This window comes from Acidovorax sp. GW821-FHT10E03, from assembly GCF_059415205.1.
In genome coordinates, this window is the sequence record NZ_JBWKMU010000001.1 from 336,888 (window position 1) to 356,110 (window position 19,223).

Genomic DNA, 19,223 nt, shown 5'->3' on the forward strand with positions numbered 1-19,223 from the left:
TCCATATTTGTAAGGGAAGCTTCGGCTTCCCTTTTTTCTTGGCGGCGCAGCAAAGGTGGTTTGGCGACCAGCGGCCCTGTGACCAGAGATGCGACAGGGCATTGCGCGCATGCGCTGCCCGGGTTACGCTGCGACGCAGGAGTGCGTTGGGCAGCCGGCGCCCCGATGGTGAAATTGGTAGACACTGCGGACTTAAAATCCGCCGCTTTCCTGAAAAGGGGCGTGCCGGTTCGACCCCGGCTCGGGGCACCACTACGATTCAATCATGTCAAGTTACAACGCTCCCTTTGAAATCCACGTCCACGGACAAGTCCAGCTGCGCGCCGATGCCAGCTTCGACCAGCTCCAGGAGGCGCTCAAACCCTTGTGGAAGTACGCAGGAGCCCGCTCCCTGGCCGACGGTGCTGCGAGCGCCTACGAGGAAGAGCCGGGCATCAAGTTCGACACGCAGGAGCACCTGCTGCAGATGTGCTGGACCGTGCGGGGGGATGAGGATTTTCGCCAATCGCTCGACGAGATGTGCATGAGCCTGAACGAGCTGGCCGAGCAGGGTGCCGCCATTGAAGTCACGTTCTACGATGCGGACTTCGACGAGGAAGAGGAAGAGCAGGACGCAGAGTCGCGCGATGATTTCGTCATGCTTTTCGTGGGCCCGACGCCTGCGGCCATCATGCAGGTGCAGCGCGATCTCCTGGTCCAGGACGTGGTGAACATGATGGAGCGCCATTTCGACGGCGCGGAACTCGGCGGCGTGGTGGCCGAGATCGACAAGCTGTTCAGCCAGCGCTTCGATGCTCTGGTGAACTCGCTGGAAATCGGCAAGCCCCCGAGGGGCCCGGGGGGCTCGGGCAGCGGACACGGTGGCGGGGGGGGGCGCCGTCCGCGCCACCTCCACTGAGCGGCCGCCGGCTTTGCATCGCTCCGCTGTTCGTGGGGCCGCAGTGGGCTAGGGCATCAGCGCGCGGTGCAAGCGCTGGCGCTGAGCCGGCACCGTAGTAGCCGCCGCTGCCTCTTCGCTGTTCATGAACCATGACATCCGATCTTCCTTACCTGCGCTCCTACCCTGAGTCCCTGCAGGACCAGGCCCGCGACCTGCTCGCGCAAGGGCGCCTGGGGGCGATGCTGTTGCGCAAGTACCCCCGCGCGCATGCGGTGCGCAGCGACAAGGCGCTGTACGACTATGCGCTGGAGCTCAAGGCACGCCACCTGCGCAACGCAGGCACGGTCAACAAGGTGCTTTTCGACAACAAGATCCATGTGGTGCGCCATGCGCTGGGCTTGCACACGGCCGTGTCGCGCGTGCAGGGCAACCGGCTCGCAGCGAAGCATGAAATCCGCATTGCCGCAATGTTCAAGCAAGCGCCGGACGAGTTTCTGCGCATGATCGTGGTCCACGAGCTGGCGCATCTGCGCGAGAAGAACCACGACAAGGCGTTCTATCAGCTGTGCACCCACATGGAGCCGCAGTACCACCAGTACGAATTCGACCTGCGTCTGTACCTCACGCACGTGGAGCATGCCGGAGAGCGGCTCTGGAGCGCGGAGCCTGCGTGAAGCGGCTCCTGGGCGCCAGCGCGATGGCTACGGCTGCGGGCGGTGCGGCATCAGGAGGTGATGGGCAGGCCTGCGCTGCGCGCGCTGAGGGCCTCCGAGGCGCCTGGGCAAGGCACCGCAACGGTTTCGCAGCAATCCGCGGGCAGGCCCAGCCAGCGCTGCGCCGCCGCCTCGAGCATGGCCATCGGACCGGTCGTGAGCAGGCGGATGTCCGGCGATTGCGCCGCGGTGGCGCTGGAGGGCGTGTTGAGCAATCCCGCTGTTTCCAGGAGCCGCTGCGTCTGCCGTGCCACAGGCGCGCCGGTTTCGATGAACTGGACGTCAGGCCCCACCAGCGCCCGCAATTCATGCGCCACAAAGATGTAGTGCGTGCAGCCCAGCACCAGCGTGTCGATCTGCCCGGCTGAAGCGCCGAACATGCCCATGGCGTGGATGTAGCGCTCACACAGGGCGCCGGTTTCGGTAGCACCGACGGCGCCGCCAGGTGCTGGCATGGGCTGGGCCACGCCGCGCTCGATGGCATGGGCCAGGCCGTCGCACGGCTGCACCACGAACTCCGCTTGATCCGCCAGCGAACCCAGCAGCTTGCCGAACTTGCTGCTGGTGAGTGTGCCCCGCGTTCCGATCACGCCCACGCGGCCTGTTCTGGTGGCTGCCAGCGCTGGCTTGATGGCGGGCTCCAGGCCCACCAGGGGCAGGTCGGGGTGGTTGCTGCGCACCTCGTGGATGGCCGCCGCCGTGGCGGTGTTGCATGCCACCACCAGGGCCTTGATGTGGTGCTGCCCGCGCAGGTACTGCGTGATGGCGTGGGTGCGCGCGCTCACGTAGGCATCGCCGCGCTCGCCGTAGGGGGCGTTGGCGCTGTCCGCCAGGTACACGAAACGCTCGTGGGGCAGCTCGGCCCGCAGGGCGCGCAGCACGCTCAGGCCGCCGACCCCGCTGTCGAACACGCCGATGGGTTGTTGTGGCTGCGGCGGCGTTGGCTGGATCATGAAAAAATCACTGCGATGCTGGGGGAGATGAAGTCGACAGTGTGCCGCAGTCGCGCGCAAAATGCCGCGCGGCGGGAGGCACTCCGGGGAGCGCGTGCCTGGCGAGGGCCCGAGGAGGCCACCCACCAGGCTGCGCGGGCCGCCTGTCAGGCGGTGGCGGCGACCCCGATGCCCTTGAACTCCCCGGTGGCGATGCGCTTTTGCCACTCGGCCGGGCCGGTGATGTGCGCGCTGGTGCCGCCGGAATCCACGGCCACGGTCACGGGCATGTCCACCACGTCGAACTCGTAGATAGCCTCCATGCCCAGGTCCTCGAAGCCCACCACCTTGGCGGTCTTGATGGCCTTGGAGACCAGGTAGGCGGCGCCACCCACGGCCATGAGATAGGCGCTCTTGTGGTTCTTGATGGACTCGATGGCCACCGGGCCGCGTTCGGCCTTGCCGATCATGGCGATCAGGCCGGTTTTCTCCAGCATCATGTCGGTGAACTTGTCCATGCGGGTGGCGGTGGTGGGGCCGGCTGGGCCCACGGCCTCGTCCTTGACCGGGTCCACGGGGCCCACGTAGTAGATGACGCGGTTCGTGAAGTCCACGGGCAGCTTCTCGCCCTTGGCCAGCATGTCCTGGATGCGCTTGTGCGCGGCGTCGCGGCCGGTGAGCATCTTGCCGTTGAGCAGCAGCGTGTCGCCGGGCTTCCAGCTGGCCACTTCTTCCTTGGTCAGCGTGTCCAGGTTCACTTTCTTGCTCTTGTTGTAGTCGGGTGCCCAGTTCACGTCGGGCCACAGGTCCAGGCTGGGCGGCGTGAGGTAGACGGGCCCCGAGCCGTCCAGCACGAAGTGCGCGTGGCGCGTGGCGGCGCAGTTGGGGATCATCGCGATCGGCTTGCTGGCCGCGTGCGTGGGGTACATCTTGATCTTGACATCCAGCACGGTGGTCAGGCCGCCAAGGCCCTGCGCGCCGATGCCCAGGGCATTGACCTTCTCGAACAGCTCCAGGCGCAGCGCTTCGACCTTGTCGAGCGCGGGGCCGCCGGTCTTGGCGGCTTCGGCCTTGGCTTGCAGCTCGTACATATCGAGGTCGTCCATCAGGCTCTCCTTGGCCATGAGCACGGCCTTTTCCGCCGTGCCGCCGATGCCGATGCCCAGCATGCCGGGCGGGCACCAGCCGGCGCCCATGGTGGGCACGGTCTTGAGCACCCAGTCCACCACGCTGTCGCTGGGGTTGAGCATGTACATCTTGGACTTGTTCTCCGAGCCGCCGCCCTTGGCCGCCACGGTGATGTCCACGGTGTTGCCGGGCACGATCTCGGTGAAGATCACGGCGGGCGTGTTGTCCTTGGTGTTCTTGCGGTCGAACTGCGGGTCGGCCACCACGCTGGCGCGCAGGGTGTTGTCGGGGTGGTTGTAGCCGCGGCGCACGCCTTCGTTGATGGCGTCGTCCAGGCTGCCCGTGAAGCCGTCCCAGCGCACGTCCATGCCCACCTTCAGGAACACGTTGACGATGCCGGTGTCCTGGCAGATGGGGCGCTGGCCGGTGGCGCTCATCTTGCTGTTGGTCAGGATCTGCGCGATCGCGTCCTTGGCCGCCGGGCTTTGCTCGCGCTCGTAAGCGCGGGCCAGGTGGGCGATGTAATCGGTGGGGTGGTAGTAGCTGATGTACTGCAGCGCGGCGGCTACGGATTCGATGAGATCGTCCTGGCGGATGGAGGTGGTCATGGCGGTTCGTGGGGGAGTCTTTTGTGGAGAACGCAAACGCGTTCCTGTCCTGCCCGCCGCACACGCCGCCTGTCGACCAGCGCTGGGCCGCAAACCGCGCTGCCGATGGCAGGCGGACCGTATTTTGACAGACCCCCGCTGGCGCCACCTTGCGCCCGGGCAAAGGCGGGCGCCGCCGGTCGGCCATTGGCGCCTGCACGGGGGCGCCAGATACCCCCATGGGGTGGTGTTCGGTCCGCCGTGTTCACGGCGCGCCTGTTCCCTCCCCGTCCTCCGGTTCTTCGTCGGTGTCGCTGCTGCCCGGCAGGTCGTCCGCGCTCAAGGGCGCGCCGGCCTGCCGGTTGCCGCGCCCCGGCGTCTCGCGCTCGGTATCCACGGCGTCGCGTTCGTCGTCCTGCATCCCTTCATCCGGGCCGCCGCCGTCACCGGGACCGCCAGCCTGCATGGTTTCCACATGGTCGGGGAGGATGTCGCGGGCGGTGGGCTGCGGGTCGGGCTCCACGCTGCCGCGCTCGCCCGTGCCAAAGCGGTCGGTGTCGCTGTCCGATTCCGTGCTGTAGGCCCCTGCGCTGTCGCTGCCGGAGTCGGAGGCGTCACTGGGCCCCAGGCTGTCGATGCCGGTGGCACTGTGGGCGGGGGGAAGGTTGTCGGCGTCGATGCCGAGAAGGCTGCTGGTGGCCATGGTCTGCTCCGATGGTTGAGGAGGGGGCGCGGGCTCCATGCGGATCCGCGGCGCGGAGGCGGAAACACCGCCGCAATGCCATCGTCGGCGTGCACGGCGCTGCCCCGCGTCAGGCAGCGCTGACATGGGTGTCGTCCATCTTCGCCGGTACCTTCCCAAGGCCTTGAAAAGGTGCCCGTGCGCTGGTTGCCGCGCTCAGAAGTCCGGCAGCGTCCCGATGACGGACGGGGTGAAGTCCGCGCTGCCCACGGGCTTTTCGCCCTGCGACCAGGCCAGCAGCGTGTCTGCCGGCATGGGGCGGGCGTAGAAGAAGCCCTGCAGCTCGTCACAGCCCATGCCCAGCAGGATGTCGCGCTGGCCGCTGGTCTCCACTCCCTCGGCCACCACGCGCAGGCCCAGGGCATGCGCCAGGCTGACCACGGCGGCCACGACGGCGCGGGCGTCCTCGCTGCTTTCCAGGTCGTTCACGAAGCTGCGGTCGATCTTGAGTTGCTGCGCGGGCAGCTGGCGCAGGTAGTTCAGGCTGGAGTAGCCGGTGCCGAAGTCGTCGATAGACAGGAACACGCCGATGCGCGCCAGCCCGTCGAAAGTGCGCTGGGTGGCCTTGATGTCTTCCATGGCCACGGATTCGGTGATCTCGCACAGCAGCTGCGAGGCATCCACCCCGTGGCGCAGCAGGGCCTGCCCGATGCGCTCGGCCAGCCCGCTTTCGCGCAGCTGGTGCACCGACAGGTTGATCGCCACGCGCATGCGCATGCCGCTGCGCGCCCACTCGGCGACCTGGCGGCAGGCCTCGTTGATGACCCAGTTGCCCAGCCGCCCGATCAGGCCGAAGCGCTCGGCCAGCGCGATGAACACCACCGGGCTCACCATGCCATGCTTCGGATGGTTCCAGCGCAGCAGGGCCTCCACGCCGCTGATCTGGCCGCGCGTGCCGTCGATCTTGGGCTGGTAGTGCAGGGCCAGTTCGCCCCGGTCCAGCGCCTGGCGCAGGTCGTTCTGCAACTCCAGCTGCTCGGATGCATCGGAGCCCATGTGGGGTTCGAACAGCGCATAGCAGCCGCCGCCCGCGCGCTTGGCGGCGTACATGGCGGCATCGGCGTTGGCCACGAGCTTGTTGCGGTCACCGTGGTCGGGGTGCACCACGACGCCGATGGAGCAGGCGATCTGCACCTGCTTGCCCGACACCTCGAACGGCTGCGACAGGGAGGACAGCACCCGGTTGGCCACTGTCACGCAGTCGGCCACGTCGCTCACGTCCTCCAGCAGGATCAGGAATTCGTCGCCCCCCACGCGCGCCACGGTATCGCCCTCGCGGGCTTCGCGGCGCAGCCGGTCGGCCGCGCTGCGCAGGATCACGTCGCCCGCGGCATGGCCAAACGAATCGTTGATGGGCTTGAAGCCATCCAGGTCCACGAACAGCACGGCCAGGCGGTCCTCCACGCGGTGGTGGTTGGTGCGGTCCAGGCGCAGCAGCGCGTGGATGAGGCGGTCTTCGAACAGCAGCCGGTTGGGCAGGCCGGTGAGGGCATCGGCGAATGCGCGTTTTTGCAGTTCGTCGTTGGCCGCCTGCAGGCGGGTGTTGCTGTCCTGCAGCGACCGCGTCAGACGCTCGGCCGTGGCTTGCAGCCGCGCGTCCAGGATGGAGGTGAACAAGGTGCTCACCAGCAGCATGCCGGTGGCCATGAGCACCATGGCCGTCAGGCCCGGGCCGCCGAGCTCTCCCGCGCTCAGGCACACGGAGCCCATGGCAAAGCTGGCCGCCGCCATGCCGGTGTAGTGCATGCCGCAGATGGCCACGGCCATCACGAACGATGCCGCCAGCTGGTAGGGCAGGCGCTGGCTGGGCCGCACCCGGCGCAGCAGCTTGAAGATCAGCAGGGCCGTGGCCGAGGCCAGCACCGCGATCAGCACCGACAGCGCCACCAGCGGCAGGTTCCACACGATGCCTGGCGCCATTTCCATGGCCGCCATGCCGATGTAGTGCATGCCGCTGATGCCGGCCCCCATCACCAGCGCGCCCAGCGCCAGCTGCATCCGGCCAAAGTGTGTGCGGCTTGCGAGCTGCAGGGCCATGGCGGAGGCGGCCACGGCGGCCAGCCACGACAGCAGCGTGAGCCCGCCGACAAAGCCGATCTCGATGGGCAGCCGGAAGGCCTGCATGCCCAGGAAATGCATGGACCAGATGCCCGTGCCCATGACGATGGACCCAGCGGCCCACCACGCCAGGCCGACGCGGCGCTGCGCGGTGCGCACCCGCCGCGCCAGGTCGAGCGTCACGTACGACGCGAGCATGGCAATGGCAAAGGAGGCGGCCACCACGAACAGGTTGTAGCTGGAGGGCATGAACGTGTTCATGGTGCGAAAGGTGCTGGGGTTGGAAGGGCAGGGTGCATCGGGCGCGCGGCGCCGTCAAGGGCCTGGGCAGACATGCGGCGAAAGCCTGCAGGGCAGGGGCCGCGCGCGACGGAGTGTAGCCAGGGGCGCGAAGCCGCGCCGGAGTGGGGGTTTGCCCTGGCTGGGCCGGGTCGGGGGGCTGGGCGGATGTCCCCACCTGCAGTGGTGGCGGTGCGGGCTGTTTCCTTCCGGGGCAAGGCTTGCCGCACACTGACTGCTCCACGCTCCCGCACGGGCCATACAAGTCTGTAAATGAGAATGGTTTGTTTTTGCATTATGCTGCCGGTCGCACCGACATTCCCCGGTCGCACCCTTTTCCGGCCAGACGCCGGCCCGCCGCCGTGGCCTTCCCGCCACGCCGGGCGTCCGGCGTCCGCCCGCCTGTTGTTTCACTTGGAGAACCACTGCCCATGACCTCCCGTACCGAACGCGACACCTTTGGCCCCATCGAGGTCCCCGCCGACAGGCTCTGGGGCGCGCAGACGCAGCGCTCGCTGCAGAACTTCGACATCTCGGGCGAGCAGCAGCCGCGCGAGATCATCAAGGCCCTGGCGCAGGTCAAGCGCGCCTCGGCCGTGGTCAACCAGGCCCTGGGCCTGCAGGACGCGAAAAAGACCGAGGCCATCGTGGCCGCCGCCGACGAAGTGATCGCCGGCAAGCACCCGGGCGAGTTCCCGCTGGTGGTGTGGCAGACGGGCTCGGGCACGCAGACCAACATGAACGTGAACGAGGTGCTGGCCAACCGCGCCAGCGAGATCCTGGGCGGCGAGCGCGGCGAAGGCCGCCTGGTGCACCCCAATGACGATGTGAACCGCAGCCAGTCGAGCAACGACGTGTTCCCCACCGCCATGCACGTGGCCGCCGTGGAAGCATTCACGCACAGGCTCCTGCCCGCCATCGCCAGGCTGCGCGCCACGCTGGCGAAGAAGGCGCAGGATTTCGACGGCATCGTCAAGATCGGCCGCACCCATTTGCAGGACGCCACCCCGCTCACGCTGGGCCAGGAGTTCTCGGGCTATGTGGCCCAGCTCGACCATGGCGAGCGCCACGTGCGCGCCGCGCTGCCCCACCTTTACGAGCTGGCCCTGGGCGGCACGGCGGTGGGCACGGGCCTGAACGCGCCCAAGGGCTATGCCGAGCAGGCCGCCGCCGAGCTTGCGCGCCTCACGGGCCTGCCCTTTGTCACCGCGCCGAACAAGTTCGAGGCGCTGGCCTCGGTGGATGGCCTGGTGCACGCCCACGGAGCCCTCAAGACCCTGGCCGCCAGCATGATGAAGATCGCCAACGACGTGCGCTGGCTCGCCAGCGGCCCGCGCAGCGGCATCGGCGAGCTGAGCATCCCCGAGAACGAGCCCGGTTCGTCCATCATGCCCGGCAAGGTCAATCCCACGCAGAGCGAGGCCGTGACCATGCTGGCCGCCCAGGTGTTCGGCAACGATGTGGCCATCAACTTCGGAGGTGCCTCGGGCAACTTCGAGCTCAACGTGTTCCGTCCCATGGTGGCGCACAACTTCCTGCAGAGCGTGCGCCTGCTGGCCGACGGCATGGTGAGCTTCAACGACCAGTGCGCCGTGGGCATCGAGCCCAACCGCGAGCGCATCACCGAGTTGGTGGACCGCTCGCTCATGCTGGTGACCGCGCTCAACACCCACATCGGCTACGACAAGGCCGCCTACATCGCCAAGAAGGCGCACAAGGAAGGCACCAGCCTGCGCGAAGCTGCTGTCGCCTCGGGCCACGTCACGGGCGAGCAGTTCGACCAGTGGGTGGTGCCGGGCAACATGGTGGGCCGCTGATTCCGCCCGGGTCGGCCTGCACGCCATGGGCACGGGGGCACTGCCGTCATCTCCGCTGCTCGCGAGCTTTCGCGACAGCTACCGCGACCTGCTGCGCTACCTCTCGCACCGCACCGGCAATGCCGATGACGCGCGCGACGTGGCGCACGACACCTGGCTGCGCCTGGCCGACATGGACCTGCGCGGCGAGCAGCCCGCGCTGTGCGAGGCCGAGGCGCGGGCCTATGTATTCGCCATGGCGCGCAATCTCGTCATCGACCGGCAGCGCCACGCGGGCGTGGTGGCCCGCCATGCGCTGGCCCAGGCCCATGCGGACTCGGGCGCCGGCACGGCGGCGCGCCACGGCCCCGATGCCGCCGAGGCCCTGATGTACCGGCAGGCGGTGGATGCGGTCGAAGCCGCGCTCGCCGCCGTGCCCGAGCGCGCGCGCCAGGTCTTCCTGCGCCACCGCATCAACGGCGAAGGCCAGGGCGCGCTCGCGGCCGAATACGGCATCTCGCGCAACATGGTCGAGCGCGACATGATGCTCGCGATGGACCGCGTGCAGGCCGCCATGGAGCAGTGGCACGCGGCGGGCCGCAGCTCTCCTGTGGCACCGGCGTCGCACCACGAAGCCCGCCGCACCGGCCGCCGCCGCTCGCTGGCGGCATTGCTGAGTTTTGCCGCAATGGGCGTGGGCGGCGTGGGGGCCTGGCAATGGTGGCGCACCGCAGTTGCGCAGTGGCAGCAGGTGGCACGCACCGGCCAGGGGCAGACGCTGCGCCACCCGCTGCCCGACGGCAGCCGCATCACGCTCGACGCGCAAAGCCGCGTGCACATGGCGTACTACGCCGGGCAGCGCCGCGTGAGCCTGCTGGCCGGGGCGGCGTTCTTCGACGTGGTGCGCGACGCGGACCGCCCCTTCGTGGTGGAGGTGCCCGGTGGCGCCGAGGGGGGCGCCGTGCGCGTGACCGTGCTGGGCACGCGCTTCGGCGTGGAGCACGGCGCCAGCGGGGTCGATGTGCAGGTGGAGTCGGGCCGCGTGCGGGTGGAGTCGCTGGGGCCGGATGGCCAGCCCCTGGCGGTGCGGGAACTCGCGGGCGGACAGGCGCTGCGGGTGCGGCCGGGCGAACCGCTCGCTCAGGCCGTCGCCCCGGTGCACGAGGCCGCCGCCTGGCGCCACGGCGTGGTGGCTTTTGCCGATGCGCCGCTGGCCGAGGCCGTGGACCGCCTGCGCCGCTACCTGCCGCGCCCGGTTCAGGTGGAGGCCGGTGCCGCCGCGCTGCGCCTGTCGGGGCAGGTGCGCATTGCACAGGCCGAGGACTTCGTGCGGGCACTGCCTTCCGTCGTGCCGGTGCAGGTGCGGCTCGTGGCGGGGCAATGGCGGGTGGCCGCGCGCTGACGGCCAGGCCGGAGGATGGGGCAGGACGCGCGATTTTGGGGAATGTTGGTGAAAGTGGCCGCCAGCGCTTGCTCCATAAGCGCTGAAAGCTATTGTTTTAATAGCTTTTTGGTTGATCGGGGCGCTGGCAGGCGCGCCGCCATTCAGGAAGTGGGAGGGCCCATTCGTTGTAGCGGGGAAAGGACTTCACCATGAACCGACAACGGCCCCGCACCCCGGCCCCCCGGCCTTCCGGCCCCGCACGCACCTCCCGTCCTGCCCGCCACGCACTCGCCGCCGCCATGCTGGCCATGGCGTCGCTGCAGATGGACATGGCCACCGCCCAGGGCGCACCGGCCCCGGCGGCCTTCGACATTGCCGCCCAGCCCCTGCCTGAGGCGCTGGCGCAATTCGCCCGGCAGTCGGGCGTGCAGCTGATCTACCCGCCCGAGCTGGTCCAGGGCCGGCATGCCCAGCCCGTGCAGGGCGCGCGCAGCCCCGAGGCGGCGCTGGCCGAGTTGCTGCGCGGCAGTGGCCTGCGCATGCGCCGCGACGGCGCCACCCTGGTGGTGGAACGCGCTCCGGCCGACGGCGCCGCCGCGCTGCCCGAGGTGCGCGTGGCCGCCGAGGCCGAGGTCGAAACCGCCACCGGCCCCGTGCGCGGACTGGTGGCCCGGCGCAGCGCCAGCGCCACCAAGACGGACACGCCGCTCATGGAAACGCCGCAGACCATCACCGTGGTCACGGCCGAGCAGATGCAGGTGCAGCGCGTGCGCGACCTGGAGCAGGCGTTCGAATACTCTGCGGGCGTGCGTCCCGTGTCCGGTTACAGCGGTTCGTACGACGCGATCTACAGCCGGGGCTTCTGGGCCGATGCGCGCAATGGCAGCCTGTTTGCCGACGGGCTCAAGGTGTCCGACAACTCCTGGGCCTCGGGCAAGCAGGAGCCGTACGGGCTGGAGCGCGTGGAGCTGGTCAAGGGCGCGGCGTCGGTGCTGTACGGCATGTCGGCGCCCGGCGGCGTGCTGGCCACGGTGAGCAAGCGCCCCACGGCCGATGCCGTGCGCGAGGTGGTGGTGGAGGCGGGCACGTATGCGCACCGGCAGATCGGCGTGGACCTGGGTGGCGAGGTGGCACCGGGCAGCGACTGGACCTGGCGCCTCACCGCGCTGGCGCGCGACAGCGAGACACCCGTGCGTCCGCTGCAGGACGACGCGGTGTACATCGCGCCCGCGCTGCGCTGGCAGCCGTCGGCCGCCACATCGCTCACCCTGCTGATGCAGCACCAGAAGCGCCGCCTGGGCTATTCGTACCCGCTGCCGCGGGTGGGCACCCTGCTGCCCGGCCCCGGCGGCCAGCGCATCGCGCGCTTTCGCTTCGTGGGCGAGCCTGCCTACGACCGGCAGGATGTGCGGCAGACCACGCTCACCGCCTTGTTCGAGCACCAGGTGAACGAGCATGCCACCCTGCGCCAGGGGCTGCGGTTCTTCGACTCCGAGGCGGACATCTTCTTCACCAACGCCAGCGTGGACCCGGCCGCGCCCACGCGCGTGCAGCGCCGCGCCATCGACGAGTTCGAGCGCGTGCGCGGCTTCTCGTCGGACACGAGCTGGCAGCAGCGCTGGCGCAGTGGCGAGGTGGAGCACACGCTGATCGCCGGCGTGGACTACACCCGCTACCGCTCGGAATCGGAGTGGTACGCGCGCACGCTCGCCCCGCTGGATTTGTACCAGCCGCAGTACGGCGCCGTGCCCGGCGCGCCCGCGCCGATGGCGTTCTCGGACACGTCGCAGCGCTGGCAGGCGGGCCTGTATGCGCAGGACCAGATCAAGCTGGGCGAGCGCTGGGTGGTGCTGGCCGGCCTGCGGCACGACTGGAGCGACGACCGCTCGCGCCCGTTCTTCACGGCCGCGCCCTGGTCGGTGGAGCGCACCGATGCCTTCACCGGCCGCGTGGGCGTGGTCTACCTGGCGCCAGGCGGCTGGGCGCCGTTCGCGGGCTACAGCCAGTCGTTCCAGCCGCAGGGCGGCACGGACGCGCAGGGCCGGCGCTTCAAGCCCACCGAGGGCGAGCAGTTTGAACTGGGGGTGCGGTGGCAGCCCAACGGCAGCGAGGGGATGATGCTGTCGGCCGCCGTGTACGACCTGCGCCAGGACAACGTGCTCACGCCCGATCCCGCCCATCCGCAGTTCAGCGTGCAGACGGGGCAGGCACGCTCGCGCGGGGCCGAGCTGGAGGTGCGCGGGCAGGTGGCGCGCCACCTGGAGGTGGTGGGCGCCTATGCCTACACCGACCGCCGCATCACGCGCAGCAACCTGCCGGACGAAGTGGGCCGCCGTGCGGCCGAGGTGCCCTACCACCAGGCCTCGGTCTGGGGGCACTACCGCCTGGCGGCCTGGGGCCTTCCGGCGTGGACGCTGGGCACGGGTCTGCGCTACACCGGCGACATGGTCGATGGCACGGCCAGCGCCTACCGCATCCCGGGTTATGGACTCGTCGATGCCATGCTCGCCTGGCAGGACGGGCCGTGGCGCGTGGCGCTCAACGTGCGCAACCTGTTCGACAAGGCTTTCCTGATCTGCAACGGCGCCCACTGCCGGGACGGCAGCCCGCGCACGGCCACGCTTTCGGCCGCGTACCGCTGGTGATGCGCTGCGGCGGGCGGGGATGTGCGGGGCCTAGCCGTGGGACTCGGCCAGTTCCTGCTGCGCCAGCGCCTCGAGCTGCTCCTGCTGGTAGACCACGATGCTGCGCTGGTGGATGCCGATGATGCCTTCGCGTTCCATCCACTTGAGCTCCACGTTGATGCGCTGGCGCGAGCCGCCCAGGAGCTGCGCGAGCTCGTCCTGCACCAGCGACAGCCCGATGGCGCCGCGCTGGCCGGGCACGGCGGCGCGCTCGCCGAAGCGGCGCAGCACGTGCAGCAGCTGCTTGGCCAGCCGCGCGCGCAGGGGCAGGGTGGCCATGTCTTCCATCATCCAGTACAGGTAGCGCATGCGGCGCGCCTGCAGCGTGAGCAGGGCCTCGCCGAACTCGGAGTGTTCGCGCAGCAGCTGGCGGAACACGCCCTCGGCCACGCTCAGCACCGTGGTGGGGCCGTGGGCATGCGCGTCGTAGGTGTTGGGGCCGCGGTGCAGCACCTCGGCCTCGCCCACCCAGATGCCGGGCTCCACGTAGGCCAGCGTCACCTGCTTGCCCGAGGGCGTGGTGCGCCGAAACCGGATGGCGCCGCTGGCGCAGGCAAACCAGTCCTGCGCCAGATCACCCTGCTCCACGATCATCTGGCCGTGTGTGTAGCGCGTGATGCGGCCCAGCCGGAAGATGTCATGCCGCAGCGACGGCGTAAGCGCGGCGAACCAGCGGCCCCGGTTGATGGCTTCGCGCTCCGGCGGGCTGAGGAAGGGGCGTTGCTGGTGGCGGTCGGCCAGGGGGCTCTCGGACTCTGGCAAGGCGGTGGTGGGCATGGCGGCAGGCTGGAGTTGGGCGGGGCCGGCCTGTGCGCGGGGCCGGGCCGACAGGGCGGAGAAAAAGGCGCAGGCGCCAAGTTTAGCGATGCGCCCCGGCATGCCGGGCGTGGCGCGGCACCTGCGCGACAGCAGGCGCTCCAGGCGGGGCCTTCGCGGGCCGTGGACGGGCGCGCGGCTTGCGCAAGAAGGCCAGGAGCCTGCGCTCGGCCGCGCTCAGCCCCCGGGGCGACGCGCTGCCGCCGATGCGGTCCCACACTTCCTGCAAGCCCGGGCCGGAGTCGGATGCAAGCCGCGAGCCCAGCTCCAGCACGGCAGGATGAACGTACGACTTCTTGCACACCGCAGGGGTGTTGCCCAGCTGGCGCGCCACCTCGGCCAGGATGGCCTTGGCGCTGTAGCGCACGTTTTTGTCGGCCGCGCCGGAGGCATCGGTCTGCGCACATGCCAGGCGGGTCAGCTCCAGCGCCTGCGTGGTGCCATGCCAGGTGCGGAAGTCCTTGGCCGTGAAGTGGTCGCCGCCGGTGGCGGCCGTGCCGTGCGTGATCTCGCGCAGGTAGTCGTTCACGTCGCCCGAGCCCACGGTGCGTGGGGTGCCGTCTCCGTCCTCGTACTGGAAGAGCTCCTGCCCCGGCAGCTGCTGGCAGCGGCGCACCACCCGGGCCACGCGCGGGTCGTTCAGCTCGGCCTCCTGCAACACGCCGCTCTTGCCCCGAAAGCGCAGCCTGAGCTGGCTGCCGTGAAGCCGCGCATGCCGGGTGCGCAGCGTGGTCAGGCCGTAGGACCGGTTGCTGCTGGCGTATTCCTCGTTGCCCACGCGCAGGTAGGTGGTGTCCAGCAGGCGCACCAGCGCGGCCAGCACCAGCGTGCGCGTGAGCGGCTGGCCGCCGCGGTGCGCGGCCAGGTCGCGCGCCACGCGGGCGCGGATGCGCGGCAGCGCGCGGCCAAAGGCCTGCATGTGCTCGAACTTGCCTTCGTCGCGCTGCTGGCGCCACTGCGGGTGGTAGCGGTACTGGCGCCGTCCGCGCGCATCCAGCCCCGTGGCCTGCAGGTGGCCGTGGGGCAGGGGGCAGATCCACACATCGGTGTACGCGGGTGGAATGGCCAGGCGCTGGATGCGGGCGATCTCGTCCGGGTCCCGGAGCCATTGGCCGTCGGGCAGGCGGTAGCGAAAAGTCTTGTCGCCGCCGGGCTCCCGCGTGAGGCCTGGCATGGACGGGGTGACGTACACCAGCCCCCCGGGCAGCTTCTGTGGGCGGGGGGTGGGCCGGGGTGGCGCAGGTGCGCGGGGCGATGGGCAGGGGGTGGGCATCGGGGCGAGCAGGTGATAAGGACCAGTGCGTGGCCCCGATCACACCCGTGCCCGGGCGGTGCTGGTGTAGGTGCGCTGCGTGCGCCGGGGTGAGACAGGGACCGAATCGGCAGCGCCGCCGCGCCGCCATTTGGGGTGAATAATGGCCCTTGCGCTTATTGAATAAGCGCCAATAGCTATAAAAAATGTAGCAATCTGCTCGGTCGGGCCGCGCTCAATCGGCCGCAGCCGGTTCCAGCGCAAAACCCACGCCGTACACCGACCGGATCCAGTCGCTGCCGTCGCCGCTGGCGGCCTTGAGCTTCCTGCGCAGGTTCTTGATGTGGCTGTCGATGGCGCGCTCGTTCACGTCCAGCGTGTCGTCGTAGGCCTGGTCCAGCAGCTGTGCGCGCGAGAAGATGCGCCCGCGCTGGCGCGCCAGCACCTGCAGCAGCCGGAACTCGCGCCGCGTGAGGCCCAGCGGCGTGCCGTGCAGCGTGGCCTGCCAGTGCGATTCGTCGAGCACCAGCGCCGATCCGGCGGCGGGCGGCGGTTCCTGCGCGGCGGCCGTGCGGCGCAGCACGGCCCTGGCGCGGGCGACCACCTCGCGCGGCGAAAACGGCTTGCAGATGTAGTCGTCCGCGCCCAGCTCCAGGCCGATGAGGCGGTCCACCTCTTCCACGCGGGCGGTCAGCATGATGATGGGGTGCTGCGTGTGGCGCCGCGCCTGGCGCAGGATGGAGAGGCCGTCCATGCCGGGCAGCATGATGTCCAGCAGCGTGAGGTCGGGTGGCGCGGCCAGCAGGCTGGCGAGCGCGGCACGGCCCTCGGCCTGGTGCTCCACGGTGTAGCCCGCGTGGCGCAGGTAGTCCACCACGATGGCGGCGATGTCGGGTTCGTCTTCGACGACGAGGATGCGGTGGCTCATGAAGGGTTGTCCAGCAGGGGCAGTTGCAGGGTGACGCGCAGGCCTCCTTGCGGGGAGGCCTCGGCCGCGAGGGTGCCGCCATGGGCCAGCACGATGGCGCGGCAGATGGCCAGGCCCAGGCCGGAGCCGCCGTGGTCGCGGTTGCGCGAGGTTTCGGCACGGTACAGGCGCTCGAAGATGCGCGGCAGCTCGTGCGCGGGCACGCCGGGCGCGCTGTCGTCCAGCTGCACGCGCAGCAGCGGCGCGCCATCGGTGGCCCGTGTTTCCCCGGCCGTGACGCGCAACTGCCCGCCCGCATCGGTGTAGCGCAGGCTGTTTTCCAGCAGGTTCATGAAGACCTGGTGCAGCTGCTGCGCGTCGCCCCGCACCAGTGGCGCGGGGGCTTGCGCGGCCAGGGCCTCCAGGCCCGTGGTGTTCACCTCGATGCCGGCCTGGGCCAGGCGCGGGCGCATGGAGGCCAGCGCCTCGGCCAGCAGCGCGAGCGGGTGCACGGGCACCTGGGCCGACGGTGCACTGGTGCCAGCGGCATCCAGGCTGGCGCGCAGGTCGCCCACCAGCTGGATGAGGCGCATCACCTGCCGGTGCAGGCGCAGCGCGGTCTTGTCGTCAAAGGGGCGCACGCCGTCCTGCACGGCTTCGATCTCGGCGCGCATGGCGGCCAGGGGCGTGCGCAGCTCGTGGGCCACGTCGCCCAGCCACTGGCGGCGCGAAGACTCGATGCTGCTCAGTTGTTCGGCCATGGTGTTGAAGGTGCGGGCCAGTCGGGCCAGTTCATCGTTGCCGTGCACGGGCACACGGGTGTGCAGGTGGCCCTGCGCAATCTCGCGCGCGCCGGTGGCCAGGGCCTCGACCGGGGCCAGCCAGCGCCGTGCCAGCCAGCCCGACAGCAGCAGCGCCAGCGCCAGGCCGGCCAGGCCCGTCCACGCCACGAAGCCCAGGTGTTGCGCCAGAAAGGCCTGGTCGGCCTCGCTGCGCACGCCCTGCGGGGGCGCCAGCACCAGATGGCCGATGGCCTGGCCGTCGGCGCCGGTCAGGGCCACGCGCGCGCTGCCGGGCTGGGGTGCCGTGCCTGCCACCAGCTTCTGCTGCGCGTCCACCAGGCCCAGGCGGGGAAACAGGTCGTCGGGGTGGCGTTGCGCGGATGGGGGCGGGGGGCCGCTGGTGCCACGCTCGCCCGGGGGCGGGCCGCCATCGGGGGGCGGGGGCGGCTGCTGCTGCTGCATACCGCGCTCCGACGCCGGGTTGCCGTTCGCCATCCCGGGGGGCATGCCGGGCGGCTGTCCGCTGCGGTCGCTGGGCGGGGCGTCTTCCATGCCCTGGTGGCCACCCCGGCGCGGGCTTGCGCCCGGGTGGCTGAGCTGGCCCCAGAGGTGGGGCTGGTTGCGCAGGGTGTCCCAGCCGCCCGTCTGCGTGTGGTGGGCCTGCAGGCGCTCGGCCAGCCAGCCCATGCGGGCCAGTTCGATCTCTGCCACATACGGCCCCAGGCCCCGCTGCAGACCCAGGCGCGAAAAGCCCGCAAAAATCAGCAGCAAGGCCACCAGCAGGGCGGCCAGGGCGATGAAGGCTTTGCGGTGCAGGGTCAGGTGGGGCATCGATAGGGGAGCAGGTGTCGTCAGCGGGCGGGGGGCGGGCCGCCTGCTCCGCCGGGGCCGCCAGGCCCGCCCGCGGGCATGGCCACCAGGGTGCCGCCCATTGTGCGGCATGTGCCTGCGAGCGATTTGCCATCGGGCATGGTCAACGTCACGCTGGCGCCTTCGGTCTTGCCCTTGCAGGCGGCATAGGCCTCGGGCGGCGGCGCGGGTGGGTCCTGCCGGCCCTGGGATTGCGCCAGCACGGGGGTGGCGGATATTGCAGCCAGCATGGTCGTGAGCGCCACGCGGGCCAGCCAGCGGGGACGAAGAGAGTGCATAGGCATGGTGTTTTTTCTTTCAGTGTTGTGGAGAAAGGAGATCAGCAAGTCAGCGCCAGCACGTGCTACCGGCGCGGCGCGTCTGAGGGCGCAATGGATTAAGGAAAGCGGTTGACGGGTGGGGCACGTTGTCAGAAACCGGCGCCGCCCAGGCCAGTGCACCCGAGGAACCGGCTTCGCCGGACCACCGGGTGCGTCCCCCTCCGGGGGAAGGCGCCGAAGGCGACTCAGGGGGGCTTTCAGTCAAGCTGCGATCGAGATCGTGATGCTGGCCGAGTACCCGCCGCCGCTGTTGGCCTGCATGGTGGTCATCTCCAGCGTGGTGCCGTCGCTGAAGACGTTGTCCGTGGCGAACGACATGGAGGCCAGGTTGCGCACGCTGGCGCTGTAGCCCGAATTGGCGCTGTAGATGGTGCTGAGCAGCGCGGTGGGGAAGGCCAGCTGCGTGGTCTTGATCTTGTTGCTCGCGCTGCTGGCGGCGGCCAGGCTGCGGTACACCTCCAGGTGCATGTGGGGCATGCGGCCCGCGTAGCAGCCGGGCACGATGGTGGTGAAGGTGACCGTGCCGCTCGCATCGGTGGCCTGCACGCCACGCAGGTAGTTGTCGGCGATGTTGCTGGAGCTGTACACGGAGTAGTTGCCGTCCTGCGTGCAGTGCCACAGGTAGATGGCGTAGCCGGACAGCGCGGCGCAGCTTGCGTTGGTGTTGGTCAGCGTGATGGTGATGGTGAACGGCACGCCGCTGACCTGCGTGGAGGAGCCGATGGAGCTGCGGATGTCCGAGCGCACGATGCCGCTGAGCGCCAGCACGTTGTAGGTGTTGTTGCTGGCGCTGGAACCGTCGGCCGGGTAGGGGCCGGCGGTTTCCTCCGGAACAACCGAGCAGGTGGCGGCGGTGCCTGTCCCGGTGCCCGTACCTGTTCCCGTTCCCGTTCCGGTCCCCGTGCCGGTGGCCTCGGTCGTGTCGCTGGCTTCGGTGTCGCTGCCCCCGCCCCCGCAGCCAAGGAGCGTGGCCACGCCCAGCGAACCCAGGGCATTCAGCGCAAGGCGGCGGTTGGAAGGGGCCTGTGCGGCGGCGGCCAGGGGCTCGGGGAAGGGGAGGCGGTCCATGGATGGCTCCTGCAAGTGGGTATGG

Annotated in this window: 15 protein-coding genes and 1 tRNA gene; 6 read left to right on the forward strand and 10 right to left on the reverse strand. The window is 70.1% G+C overall.

Annotated elements, in window-relative coordinates:
• Nucleotides 1-159: 159 nt before the first annotated feature.
• The 3 genes from AC07OD_RS01590 to AC07OD_RS01600 all read left to right on the forward strand — a co-directional run bounded on the left by AC07OD_RS01590 (nucleotide 160) and on the right by AC07OD_RS01600 (nucleotide 1,554).
• A tRNA-Leu gene (locus tag AC07OD_RS01590) sits at nucleotides 160-252 on the forward strand.
• A gap of 13 nt (nucleotides 253-265) precedes the next feature.
• Nucleotides 266-898, forward strand: coding sequence for a DUF6806 family protein (locus AC07OD_RS01595; protein ID WP_218340779.1), 633 nt, complete (start codon nucleotides 266-268; stop codon nucleotides 896-898).
• Nucleotides 899-1,029: 131 nt separating this feature from the next.
• Nucleotides 1,030-1,554: a M48 metallopeptidase family protein gene (locus AC07OD_RS01600; RefSeq protein ID WP_218294107.1), complete on the forward strand. Its 525-nt coding sequence runs from the start codon at nucleotides 1,030-1,032 to the stop codon at nucleotides 1,552-1,554.
• 50 nt (nucleotides 1,555-1,604) lie between these two features.
• Here the strand turns inward: AC07OD_RS01600 and AC07OD_RS01605 are convergent, their stop codons facing one another.
• From AC07OD_RS01605 to AC07OD_RS01620, 4 genes are all read right to left on the reverse strand, one after another.
• Nucleotides 1,605-2,546 carry a glutamate racemase gene (locus AC07OD_RS01605; protein ID WP_494594769.1) on the reverse strand — a complete coding sequence of 314 codons (942 nt, stop codon included), beginning with the start codon at nucleotides 2,544-2,546 and terminating at the stop codon, nucleotides 1,605-1,607.
• Nucleotides 2,547-2,692: 146 nt separating this feature from the next.
• Nucleotides 2,693-4,261, reverse strand: a complete 1,569-nt coding sequence (locus AC07OD_RS01610; protein WP_218340781.1) for a fumarate hydratase — start codon at nucleotides 4,259-4,261, stop codon at nucleotides 2,693-2,695.
• Nucleotides 4,262-4,505: 244 nt separating this feature from the next.
• Complete coding sequence (locus AC07OD_RS01615) at nucleotides 4,506-4,943, reverse strand: hypothetical protein (protein WP_492254980.1); 438 nt, start codon at nucleotides 4,941-4,943, stop codon at nucleotides 4,506-4,508.
• Nucleotides 4,944-5,138: 195 nt separating this feature from the next.
• Nucleotides 5,139-7,301, reverse strand: a complete 2,163-nt coding sequence (locus AC07OD_RS01620) for a putative bifunctional diguanylate cyclase/phosphodiesterase (protein ID WP_494594771.1) — start codon at nucleotides 7,299-7,301, stop codon at nucleotides 5,139-5,141.
• 449 nt (nucleotides 7,302-7,750) lie between these two features.
• On the opposite strand from AC07OD_RS01620, the gene fumC reads away from it, so the two are divergent.
• From fumC to AC07OD_RS01635, 3 genes are all read left to right on the forward strand, one after another.
• Nucleotides 7,751-9,136 (forward strand): class II fumarate hydratase, encoded by a 1,386-nt coding sequence (gene fumC / locus AC07OD_RS01625; protein WP_218340782.1) that lies wholly within the window; start codon nucleotides 7,751-7,753, stop codon nucleotides 9,134-9,136.
• Nucleotides 9,137-9,161: 25 nt separating this feature from the next.
• On the forward strand, nucleotides 9,162-10,517 hold the full coding sequence (locus AC07OD_RS01630; RefSeq protein ID WP_494594773.1) for a sigma-70 family RNA polymerase sigma factor: 1,356 nt from the start codon (nucleotides 9,162-9,164) through the stop codon (nucleotides 10,515-10,517).
• 191 nt (nucleotides 10,518-10,708) lie between these two features.
• Nucleotides 10,709-13,144, forward strand: coding sequence for a TonB-dependent siderophore receptor (locus AC07OD_RS01635; protein ID WP_494594775.1), 2,436 nt, complete (start codon nucleotides 10,709-10,711; stop codon nucleotides 13,142-13,144).
• A gap of 30 nt (nucleotides 13,145-13,174) precedes the next feature.
• Here the strand turns inward: AC07OD_RS01635 and AC07OD_RS01640 are convergent, their stop codons facing one another.
• From AC07OD_RS01640 to AC07OD_RS01665, 6 genes are all read right to left on the reverse strand, one after another.
• On the reverse strand, nucleotides 13,175-13,960 hold the full coding sequence (locus AC07OD_RS01640; RefSeq protein ID WP_492806288.1) for a Crp/Fnr family transcriptional regulator: 786 nt from the start codon (nucleotides 13,958-13,960) through the stop codon (nucleotides 13,175-13,177).
• Between the two features lie 82 nt (nucleotides 13,961-14,042).
• Complete coding sequence (locus tag AC07OD_RS01645; protein WP_494594778.1) at nucleotides 14,043-15,272, reverse strand: DNA topoisomerase IB; 1,230 nt, start codon at nucleotides 15,270-15,272, stop codon at nucleotides 14,043-14,045.
• Nucleotides 15,273-15,486: 214 nt separating this feature from the next.
• Nucleotides 15,487-16,179: a response regulator gene (locus tag AC07OD_RS01650; RefSeq protein ID WP_492806292.1), complete on the reverse strand. Its 693-nt coding sequence runs from the start codon at nucleotides 16,177-16,179 to the stop codon at nucleotides 15,487-15,489.
• Nucleotides 16,176-17,771 (reverse strand): ATP-binding protein, encoded by a 1,596-nt coding sequence (locus AC07OD_RS01655; protein WP_494594780.1) that lies wholly within the window; start codon nucleotides 17,769-17,771, stop codon nucleotides 16,176-16,178. Before AC07OD_RS01655 ends, AC07OD_RS01650 begins: the two co-directional genes overlap by 4 nt.
• A gap of 20 nt (nucleotides 17,772-17,791) precedes the next feature.
• Nucleotides 17,792-18,094, reverse strand: coding sequence for a hypothetical protein (locus AC07OD_RS01660; RefSeq protein WP_255594561.1), 303 nt, complete (start codon nucleotides 18,092-18,094; stop codon nucleotides 17,792-17,794).
• Between the two features lie 237 nt (nucleotides 18,095-18,331).
• Entirely contained in the window at nucleotides 18,332-19,198 is an 867-nt protein-coding gene (locus AC07OD_RS01665; RefSeq protein WP_218294118.1) for a dioxygenase family protein, read from the reverse strand.
• Nucleotides 19,199-19,223 lie beyond the last annotated feature (25 nt).